This is a genomic window from Streptomyces sp. SID9727 (assembly GCF_010550605.1).
GTDB lineage: Bacteria > Actinomycetota > Actinomycetes > Streptomycetales > Streptomycetaceae > Streptomyces.
In genome coordinates, this window is sequence record NZ_JAAGNI010000015.1 from 46,602 (window position 1) to 56,437 (window position 9,836).

The window sequence follows — 9,836 nt, forward strand, 5'->3', positions numbered from 1 at the left end:
TATGTCATCCGCATGCGCGAACGGTCCAAGACATGGATTCTCCTGAGCGATAAAGACGACTTATGATCACGCCATGGAACTGCGCCAGCTGCACTACCTCACGGTGATAGCCGAGGAGGAGAACCTGGGCCGGGCCGCCCGCAGGCTCTTCGTCAGCCAGCCGGCGCTCTCGTACGCGCTCAGGAGTCTGGAGACGGAGCTCGGGGTGAAGCTCTTCGACCGCCACGCCGGCGGGGTCTCGGCCACCCCGGCGGGACGCGATGTGATCGCCGAGGCGCTGCTCACCGTACGCCAGGCCGAGCGCGTCACCGCGGCGGCCGAACGGCACACGCGGGGCGAGGCGGGGGTGCTGCGGGTGGGCTTCGAGGCGAGCGGGGCGGGCGAACTGACCACCAGGGCGCGGGCCGAGTTCGCCCGCCGCCATCCCGGGGTGCGGGTGGCCCCCAAACGGTACGACTGGGGGCAGGAGGCCGAAGCGCTGCGGGACGGCCTCGCGGACGTGGCGTTCGTCTGGCTGCCCAACGACCTGACGGGGCTGACGTACGAGGCGGTGCACACCGAGTCCCGCGTCGTCGGCCTGCCCACGGGACACCCGCTGGCGTCCCGCGACGGCGTCTCCGTCCTGGAGGTCAAGGACGAGCCGCTGCTGTGGACGCGGCGGGCGCCCCGGCCATGGGTGGACTGGTGGGCCGTCAACCCGCGCCCCGACGGGTCGGCCCCGGTCTGGGGGCCGACCAACGACAACGTCGAGGAGATGCTGGAGCAGGTGGCGCAGGGGTCCGCGATCTGCTTCGCACCCGAGAGCATGGCCCGCTACTACGCGCGCCCCGACCTGTCCTGGGTGCCGCTCACCGACGTGGAGCCGCTGCGCGTGGTCCTGGCCTGGGCGGACGGCGCGGACACCGCACTGGTACGGGGCTTCGCCCGCGTGGTGCGCGAGCTCGCCGCCGAGGGGTGAGCGCTCAGCCCGCTTCGGGGGCGTCCCGCGGGGCGGCCGGCAGGCTGTCCATGAAGGAGCTGACGGAGAACACCGCGTTCCCCGCTCCGGGCGGGCCGTAACCGGGAGGCGAGCTGAGACCGAATTCGTCCATCGTCGCGCGGTACGACTCCAGGAGCCGGATGTGGTACTCCAGCGGCGCCCCGTCCGGGTTGGTCTTGCCGAGCGGGGTCGTCGGCTCCGGGCACCAGGTGGTGAAGCGCGGGGTGATGCCGTGCGACATGAAGAAGCGCAGGCCCTCGGTGGTCGAATCGATGGCTTCCTTCACCGTGGTGAAGCCGAACGGCTCGGCCATCTCCACACCGGCCACGAAGTTCGGGATGACGTTGCGCGCGCCGAAGACGTCGGCGGAGTCGAGGATGCGGCGGTGCCACTCGTCACGGCCGACGTAGCGCTCCTTGCCCGGGCAGTAGAGCTCGAACAGCCGCCGGTCCCACACCTCGTAGTTGGGGTGGTAGATCTGCACCCCGTAGTCGTGGAAGCGCTGGACGTCCGCCTTGGGCAGGGCCTGGGCGACGACCTTCCCGATCCAGCGGCCCGGGAAACGCTCCTCGATGGCCTTGGCGTACTGGCCGTAGAAGTCCGCCTCGTCCCGCCCGCCGATGTGCGAGGTGATGGCGCCGCCGGTGAGGGTGTACGCGGTGGAGGTCTTCGCCGTGTCGTACCGGTCGATGATCTCCAGCGCCTCCAGTACCTCCTCGACGGGCTTCACCCCGGTGTACGGGCGGCCCGCCGCCTTGTGCTGGCGCCAGTTGTGGTTGATGTCGCAGTACTGGCACTCCTCCTTCGCACCGAAGTACTGGCAGACCCGGAAGACGGTGAGGTAGACGAGGTAGCCCCACTGGATCGTCGGGGCGACCTCCATGACGGACTTCCCGTTGGCCAGCGTGTGCCGGTAGTAGTCCGGCATCGGGGGGAGGCCGACGTCGGAGATGCGCCTGCCGTCGAGGTAGAGCCCGAGCATCCCGTCCGCGTCCGCCGCGACGCGGTACGGGGACGCGGGGTTGACGCGCACCGAGACGACGGTGCGCCGCAGCTCGTACGGGCCGCCGGTGAGCACGATCTCCTCCGGCGGGCGGCGCAGGGCGGCCGCGCCCAACTCGGGCAGGGTGCCGTGGTCGAAGGAGAAGATGAAGTACGACTTCGGCTTGACGTCACCGCCCTCGTTGTCGCTGAGCGCGGACTCGTCGAAGGCGACGCCGCCGCGCAGCAGGTCTTCCTTGATGACGGCCTCGCGCGGCACGTGCGGGAACTGCTCCATCAGCCGTTCGACGAGCCGGGTGCGGTCTGCGGTGCCGGGCTCGGTGCGGCTGGGATCGGTACGGCTGGGCATGTGCGGGCTCCTCGGTCGGTCGTCGGCGTGTTCCGGATGCGACGTCTGTGCAACGAACCACGGCCGCGGGGCGTTCTCGTCCCCGCTGCCGGATGCGTCACTCCCCGCTTCCGGATCCTATGTGACCGGTCAGTAAGGTGTGGGGGCGGGAGCCCGTCGGCCGTGCGGCCGGTCCGACGCCCGGTCGTGACCGCAGCCGGCCGCGGAACGGAAGTGCTCCATGCCCCGCACCATGTCCGTGTCGGACAGCATCGTCGTGCACACCGGCCCGCTGGAGGTGTACGCCCGGCTGAGCGACCCCACGGCCATGGGCCGCTGGAGCCCGGAGAACCTCGGCGCCCGGGTGCGGGGGGACCGCCGGGAGGCGTACGTCGGCATGGTGTTCGACGGCCGGAACAAGCGGGGCCCGGTCAGCTGGACGACGCGGTGCACGGTGACCGCGGCCGATCCGGGCAGGCGGTTCGCGTTCCGCGTCCACGCGATCGGTGCGCGGCGGCCGTTGCTGCGCGGGCCGATCGCCACGTGGGAGTACCGCTTCGAGGCGGTGGAGGGCGGCACCCGGGTCACGGAGACCTGGACGGACGACCGCCGCGCCTGGCCGGACGTCGTGGCCAACGCCTTCGACCGGGTGGCCACCCGGGGGCACACCTTCGCCGTGTTCCAGCGCCGCAACATCCGCACCACGCTCGAACGCCTCAAGGCGGCGCTGGACTCCCCGGAAGGCTGACGGGTCAGGCCGTCCAGTGCGCGGGGCGGCCGAGCGGCGACGGGAGCCGGGTGGCGCCGCTCCCCCGGGCGGCGTTCACCTGCGCCTGTGTCAGGAACAGCGCCCCGGTCAGGTCGGCGCCCGACAGGTCCGCGTCCCGGAAGTCCGCGCCGATGAGGTCCGCGAGGCGCAGGTCCGCGCCGGCGAGGTCCGCCGCGATGAGGTAGGCGCCGCGCAGATCGGCGCCCCGCAGGTCCGCCTTCCTGAGCCGGGCGCCCATGAGGTCGCCGCCCCGGTGGCTGCGCCGCTTGCGGCCGGGCGCCGTGGCGCGGACGAGTTCGCTCACGCGTCCGAGGAGCACGGCGACCTCGCCCCGGTGGGCGGCCACGTCGAGATCGACCAGGGCGGGGGCGTCGAGGCGGGTCAGGGCTTCGGTCGCTTCCAGCGTGCGCCGGATCTCGCCGCGCAGGGGACGGGCGGGGGCGAGGGCGGCCGCCTCGGTCAGGTACCAGAGCAGCTCGTGGAGTTGCCGGACCACCGGGAAGACCTCGAACATCCGCTGCGCGGTCTCCGGTGCGGCGCGCCAGTCCCGGCCGCCGAAGATGTCCACCGACACCTTCTGGCCCGCCCCGAAGCAGTCGTAGACGGTGCAGCCGGGGAAGCCCTCGGTGCGCAGCCGCGCGTGGACGCCGCAGCGGAAGTCGTCCCGGAGGTTCCGACAGGGTGTGCCCGCCGCCTTGTTGACGGCGAAGTCGGCGGAGCGCGTGAGCGTCAGCGCGACACAGCACAGGGCGAAGCACTTGCCGCAGTCGGCGCGCAGGGCGTCACGGCCGTCTCCGTCCTGGCGGTCGGTGCCGGAGGGCCGGTCGGTGTCGGGCACAGGGATGGATCCTTCGGGGCGCGGTGTTCGTGAGCAGCACCGGAGCCTATCGGTTCGGTGTGCGGTCCGCCGTTGTCGGTGGGGCGGCGCACACTGGCGGGAGTGCGGTACGGCGAAGGAACGGAGGGGGCGCGGATGCGCGACGGGGAGGAGAGCGGGTTCGAACCGGCGACCGGGGACGGCCCGCCGGCCCGCGGGGAGGCTGAGGCGCGCTCCGCTTCGGTGCGGTCGGCGTTGGCCGGGCTGCGGCAGATCAGGCGGCTGGCGAACAGCGGCCCGGGCGACCCGGAGTCGGTGCCCGCGCCATGGGAACGGCACCGCCCGGTACGGGCCGTGGCCCTGGCCCTGGAGGCCGCGGGGCTCCCCGCCTCGGCCGTCGGCCCGTCAGGGGAGCGTACGGCGAAGGGGTACCGGGTGGCGGCGGGGCCATCGCCGGGCACCGTGCGGGTGGAGTGGCTGGGGCCGGCCGGGAGCGGGGCGGCGTACGAGGAGGAGGGCGAGCTGGCCAGGTGCGTGGCGGCGCTGCGGGAGTTGGGCTGGACCGCGCTGTTGTACCGGGGGCCGCGCGGTCGCCGGTTCCTGGAGGTCGAGCCGCCGACGGGTCGGCCGGACGGCCGATAGCCGCCGTGCCGTGCCGCTCGCCGGACGGCGTTGTCAGACCCATGGGGGATGCTGGTGGGGTCCGACACCTCTGACCTGGAGATGCTGAGATGCGCAAGGACGAAATCGCGGCGGCACAGGCGTACGTCCGTTTACTGGAGGCCACCCGGGCGGCTCTCTCCGACCCCGACGACGCCCCGCTGTTCCTGCCGTTGCTCACCTCGCCGATGGAGGAGGCGGACGGGGCGCTCCGGCGTGCCGGGTTCGCCGGAAACGAGACGCGGTTCTTCGAACTGGTCGGCGCGCTCCGGCCGAGCCTGACGGGCAGTGGCCACTGAACCGAGGGGTGGGGCGGGCCCGCTCCCTCAGCCTGCCTCGGGAAGTGGTGCGAGGCCGAGTTCGCGGTCACCGAGGGGCGTGAAGTGGCGGGCCACGTCCTCGGCGGTGACCTGGGCGAGCTCGGAGGGTTTCCACTTCGGGTCGCGGTCCTTGTCCACGATCTGGGCGCGGACGCCCTCCACCAGGTCGGGGCCCGCGAAGGCGGCGGTCGAGACGCGGTACTCCTGGTCGAGGACCGCTTCGAGCCCGCCGAGGCGGCGTGCCCGGCGCACGGCTTCGAGGGTCACCTTGAGCGAGGTGGGTGCCTTGGTCAGGATGGTCGCCGCGGCCTGCTTGGCGGCCGGGTCCCCGTGGCCGGCGAGGCGGTCGGTGATCTCCTCGACCGTGTCCGCCGCGTAGCAGGAGTCGATCCAGGCGCGGTGCGCGGCGAGCTCGCCGCCGGGGGCGGGGCGGGCGTGGTCCCTCACGGTCGTGGCGACGGCCTCGGGGGTCGTGCACCGGGCCAGGGCGGCGACGAGGGCGGCGAGCCCGTCGGCGGGCACGAAGTGGTCGGCGAGTCCGCAGAGCAGCGCGTCGGCCGCACCGACCGCCTCACCGGTGAGCGCGAGATGCGTGCCGAGTTCGCCGGGTGCGGTGCCCAGCAGGTACGTTCCGCCGACGTCCGGGACGAACCCGATCCCAGTTTCCGGCATGGCGATGCGTGAACGCTCCGTGACGATCCGGACGGAGCCGTGGGCGGAGACTCCGACACCGCCGCCCATCACGATGCCGTCCATGAGGGCGACGTACGGCTTGGGGAAACGGGCGATCCGTGCGTTGAGCCGGTACTCGTCCCGCCAGAAGTCCAGCGAGGCGCTTCCCCCGGCCAGGGCGTCGTCGCGGACGGCTCGGATGTCGCCGCCCGCGCACAGGCCGCGCTCCCCCGCGCCGGTGAGCAGCACGGCGACGACGGCCTCGTCGCTCTCGGCCGCGTCGAGGGCGTCGGCCAGGAGTCGCACCATGGCGTGGTTGAGCGCGTTCAGGGCGCGGGGCCGGTTGAGCGTGAGGTGGCGGACGCGTCCTTCGGTGTGCAGCAGGACGGGGTCCTCGTGGTTCATGCGCGCGCTCCGCTCAGCCCGGGTGCCGTTGCCGTCCGCCGGTCGGGGGACGATCTTCCGCTGCCATTGTGCGCGGGCCCCGGAGGGAGGGGCGGTGCGGGGTGGGTTCCGCTGTGGCAGGTGTGCCGGACCGGCCGGACAATTGAGGCACGCCGTACGGCGGACCCGCCGGACGATCCCCGGAGCTGGCATGACCGATCAGAACCGGCCCCCGGTCGTCCCCGGACCGGACGGCCGGCCGGAGGGAAGAGCGCCGACCGGTGAGACCGGTACGGCGGAGCGGCTCGCCCTGAACCGGACGGGCAGTTTCGAGTGGGACCTGGACACCTGGACCCTGGACGTGGACGAGGCCGGTCTGCTGGTCTTCGGTCTGGACCCGGACGCGTTCGACGCGCGCCCTGAGTCCCTGGCTGAGCTGCTGGACCCCGAGGAGCGTGCCCGTGTGGGCGTGGCGACGGATGAGGCGCTGAAGGGCTCGGGCAGCTCGTACAGCGTCCACTTCCGGATTCCACGCGCCGACGGCCGGGATCAGTGGACGCATGTCCAGGGGCGCATCGTGCGCGGTGAGCACGGGAAGGCGCGCCGGGTGATCGGCCTCGTGCGGGACGCGACGGCCGAGGTCACCCATGCGGACTTCATGCTGGAGCTGGAACGACGCCGGCGACGCCAGACCGACATAGTTGAACGTACGACGAGTGCCTTGTCGCGTGCGGTGACGGTGGACGATGTGACGGCCGCTCTGACCGGTCCCGGAGGGCTGGCGCGGCTGGGCGCGGACGGACTGGCGCTCGGGCTGCTGGACAACGCGGAGCTCGACGTCATCGCGCTGAGCGGTGAGTCCTTGGAGGTCCTGGAAGACCTGAGTCCGGGCCCCCTCGACCCGGCGTTTCCGCTGGCCGACACCGTGCTCAGCGGGCGCCCCCGCTTCCTCGGTTCGCCGGCGGCGCTGACGCGGCGCTATCCGGTGCTGGAGCCGTCCGTGGGACGGATGAAGTTCCAGGCGGCGGCCTATCTGCCGCTCGTCGCCCAGGCGAGGACGCTCGGCGGTCTGGCCCTCTTCTACCGGCAGCGCACCGCCTTCACGGCCGATGAGCGCAATCTGTGCCGCGGGCTCGCCGCCATCGTCGCCCAGTCCCTCCAGCGGGCCAAGCTGTTCGACGAGGAACGCGAGTTCGCTACCGGGCTGCAGTCCGCGATGCTTCCGCGCCGCATCCATGACATCGAGGGCGGCGAGATCGCGGTCCGGTACCACGCGGCGTGGAGCGGCCGGCAGGTCGGCGGTGACTGGTACGACGTGATCGCCCTGCCCAAGGGGCGGTTCGGAGTCGTGGTGGGCGATGTCCAGGGGCATGACACGCACGCGGCGGCGATCATGGGTCAGCTGCGGATCGCGTTGCGCGCGTACGCCGCCGAGGGGCATCCGCCCTCGACGGTGCTGGCCCGCGCCTCGCGGTTCCTCGCCGAACTGGACACGGACCGGTTCGCGACGTGCGCCTATGCCCAGGTCGATCTGGAGACCGGGGCCGTCCGGGTCGTCCGCGCCGGCCATTTCGGGCCGCTGATCCGGCACATGGACGGCCGGGTCGGCAGCCCTCGGGTCCGCGGTGGCCTGCCGTTGGGCATCTCGACCGACTTCGGCGACGAGGAGTACCCGGAGACCCGGCTCGACCTGGTGCCGGGCGAGACGCTGGTGCTGTACACGGACGGGCTGGTGGAGGAGCCGGGCGCCGACATCGACGCGGGGGTGCGCACCCTCATCACCGAGGTCGGCGCGGGCCCGGCGGGCGCCGAGGCGCTGGCCGACCATCTGTCGGACCGGCTGTGGGAGCGGTGGGGCTCCGGTGACGACGTCGCGCTGCTGGTGCTGCGCCGCAGCCCGGACCCGGGGTCGCCCCGGGCGCCGAGGCTCCACCAGTACATCCACCAGGCGGACCCGGAGGGGCTGTCCGAGGCCCGGACCATCGTGCGGCAGGCCCTGACCGACTGGGATTTGGCCGAACTGGCGGACGACGCCGAGCTGGTGACCGGAGAGCTGCTGGTGAACGTACTGCTCCACACGGAGGGCGGGGCTGTCCTGACCCTGGAGGTGCTGCCCGAGCCGGTCCGCCGGGTGCGGCTCTCCGTGCAGGACCGCTCCAGCGCCTGGCCTCGGCGCCGGTCACCGGGCGAGACCGCGACATCGGGCCGGGGGCTGCTGCTGCTCGACGCCGTCTCCACGCGCTGGGGCATCGAGCCGCGGGGCGAGGGCAAGGCGGTCTGGTGCGAGATCGGACCGGGCGCACCGCCCACCACGCCACCCGTGCACCGGCACGCCGCCGAACCGCCCGGGGCGCGAGGCGGGGGCACTCAGCGGTGAGGGGCGTACCGCCACGTCGCGCGTGACGGTACGCCCCCTGCCGTGCCGCCCGGCCGCTCTGCGCGACCGGGCGGCACGGAGTGTCAGTGCTGCGCGGTGCGGCGCTTGCGCACCGACCACATGATGCCGCCGCCGGCCAGCAGCACGGCGACAGCCGCACCGCCGATGATCGGCGTGGACGACGAGGAACCGGTCTCGGCGAGGTCCGGCGAGCTGGGGCTCGGCGTCGCCGCGGCAGGCGCGGCCGACGACGGAGCGGACTCGCTCGGCGTCTCCGACGGGCTGGGAGACGCCGTGGTCGGCGTCTCGGGCGGCTTCGACTCGGTCGGGCTGGGCGAGGACTTCGGCGGCGGGGTGCCCTCGCACACCGGCGCCTGCTTGGTCTCGTCCTTCGAGAAATTGTCACCGTCCCCGGCCTTGACGACCAGGCGGACGTTCACCGGCTGGTCGTGCTCCGGCAGCGCGAGCTTCTTGTCGAAGTCCTTGCCGAACTTCTCCGTCGGCAGCAGGTCCTTGCCGTCGACGGTGACGGTCACCTCGTTGGTGACACCGGCGTTGTACTGAGTGAGGTGCAGGCTCACTTCGTCACAGGTCACGGCCCAGGTGGGGGTGTGAGCTGCGGCCGGACCGGCGGTGAGGACCGCGCCGGAGAGGCCGACAACCGCGGCGGCGACGAGAGTTCCCGCTGCGCGCCACGATCTCCTGGGTATGGTCATGGATATTTCCTCCGCAGATGTTTCGCGCCCGTATGGGCGGTGCAGCGCACAGTACTGGCCTCGGCCCCACCGTGTGCACCCGCCCCACAGGGGTTTCTGCGTCACAACCTCCCCCACACCCACGCTGGTTGGGACATGCCGGACACGGGCCGCTGATGCCCGGCCGGCCCAGGCGTCCCCGCCCCCGCCTTCAGAGACGGCGGTGCATGATGTGCAGCCCCACGAAGCCCTCGACCGGGTGGTCGAATCCTTCGGGCAGGGTGCCCAGGATGTCGAAGCCCAGCGATTCGTACAGCTTCACCGCGTGGGTGTTGGTCTCCACCACCGCGTTGAACTGCATGGCCCGGTACCCGGCCGTGCGCGCCCAGTCGATGGTGTACTCGCACAGGGCGCGTCCGACGCCCTTCCCGGAGTGCCGGGGGTCGACCATGTAGCTGGCGCTGGCGATGTGCGATCCGTTGCCCATGTGGTTCTTGTTCATCTTCGCCGTGCCGAGGACGGTCCCGTCATCGGTGACCGCGACGACGGTCCGGTGGGGCGGCTCGAGAAGCCACCAGCCGGCGGCGTCTGCCTCCTGGAGGTCGAGGGGGTAGGTGAAGGTTTCGCCGGCGGCGACGATTTCGTGGAAGAACGGCCAGATGGCGGGCCAGTCCTCGGAGGTGGCTTCCCTGATCAACATGGCGCACAGAATGCCCTGCCCGCCCTGCCGATCACCAGGCATTATCCGGAGTGCCCCGCGCCGGTCCGCCCTCCGGCCCGTCGCCGCCCGCCGGGCCGCACCGCACGGGGCGCCCCGCCCTGCCGGGGCCGGC

The 9,836-nt window shown here is 72.7% G+C and carries 10 protein-coding genes; 5 read left to right on the top strand and 5 right to left on the bottom strand.

What is annotated here, in order from left to right; genetic code table 11:
* The first annotated feature begins 73 nt into the window (after positions 1-73).
* Positions 74-958 (top strand): LysR family transcriptional regulator, encoded by an 885-nt coding sequence (locus tag G3I41_RS01180; RefSeq protein WP_164398420.1) that lies wholly within the window; start codon positions 74-76, stop codon positions 956-958.
* Between the two features lie 4 nt (positions 959-962).
* Here the strand turns inward: G3I41_RS01180 and G3I41_RS01185 are convergent, their stop codons facing one another.
* Positions 963-2,330, bottom strand: a complete 1,368-nt coding sequence (locus G3I41_RS01185; RefSeq protein ID WP_164398421.1) for a radical SAM protein — start codon at positions 2,328-2,330, stop codon at positions 963-965.
* A gap of 220 nt (positions 2,331-2,550) precedes the next feature.
* Between G3I41_RS01185 and G3I41_RS01190 the strand changes: the two genes are divergently transcribed.
* Positions 2,551-3,057, top strand: coding sequence for an SRPBCC family protein (locus G3I41_RS01190; RefSeq protein WP_164398422.1), 507 nt, complete (start codon positions 2,551-2,553; stop codon positions 3,055-3,057).
* A 4-nt stretch (positions 3,058-3,061) separates the two neighbouring features.
* On the opposite strand, the gene G3I41_RS01195 is transcribed toward G3I41_RS01190, so the two are convergent.
* Positions 3,062-3,916, bottom strand: coding sequence for a pentapeptide repeat-containing protein (locus G3I41_RS01195; RefSeq protein ID WP_164398423.1), 855 nt, complete (start codon positions 3,914-3,916; stop codon positions 3,062-3,064).
* 135 nt (positions 3,917-4,051) lie between these two features.
* On the opposite strand from G3I41_RS01195, the gene G3I41_RS01200 reads away from it, so the two are divergent.
* Complete coding sequence (locus tag G3I41_RS01200; RefSeq protein WP_164398424.1) at positions 4,052-4,537, top strand: hypothetical protein; 486 nt, start codon at positions 4,052-4,054, stop codon at positions 4,535-4,537.
* 89 nt (positions 4,538-4,626) lie between these two features.
* The gene (locus G3I41_RS01205) at positions 4,627-4,854 is read left to right on the top strand and encodes a hypothetical protein (protein ID WP_164398425.1); all 228 of its coding nucleotides are present in this window, start codon (positions 4,627-4,629) and stop codon (positions 4,852-4,854) included.
* A 27-nt stretch (positions 4,855-4,881) separates the two neighbouring features.
* Here the strand turns inward: G3I41_RS01205 and G3I41_RS01210 are convergent, their stop codons facing one another.
* On the bottom strand, positions 4,882-5,952 hold the full coding sequence (locus tag G3I41_RS01210) for an enoyl-CoA hydratase/isomerase family protein (RefSeq protein WP_164398426.1): 1,071 nt from the start codon (positions 5,950-5,952) through the stop codon (positions 4,882-4,884).
* A gap of 190 nt (positions 5,953-6,142) precedes the next feature.
* Between G3I41_RS01210 and G3I41_RS01215 the strand changes: the two genes are divergently transcribed.
* On the top strand, positions 6,143-8,308 hold the full coding sequence (locus G3I41_RS01215) for a SpoIIE family protein phosphatase (RefSeq protein WP_164398427.1): 2,166 nt from the start codon (positions 6,143-6,145) through the stop codon (positions 8,306-8,308).
* 83 nt (positions 8,309-8,391) lie between these two features.
* Here the strand turns inward: G3I41_RS01215 and G3I41_RS01220 are convergent, their stop codons facing one another.
* Together G3I41_RS01220 and G3I41_RS01225 are read right to left on the bottom strand one after the other, a co-directional pair.
* A complete protein-coding gene (locus tag G3I41_RS01220; protein WP_164398428.1) occupies positions 8,392-9,024 on the bottom strand; it encodes an LAETG motif-containing sortase-dependent surface protein in 633 nt (210 codons plus the stop codon).
* 190 nt (positions 9,025-9,214) lie between these two features.
* Entirely contained in the window at positions 9,215-9,703 is a 489-nt protein-coding gene (locus G3I41_RS01225) for a GNAT family N-acetyltransferase (RefSeq protein ID WP_164398429.1), read from the bottom strand.
* Positions 9,704-9,836: the final 133 nt, after the last annotated feature.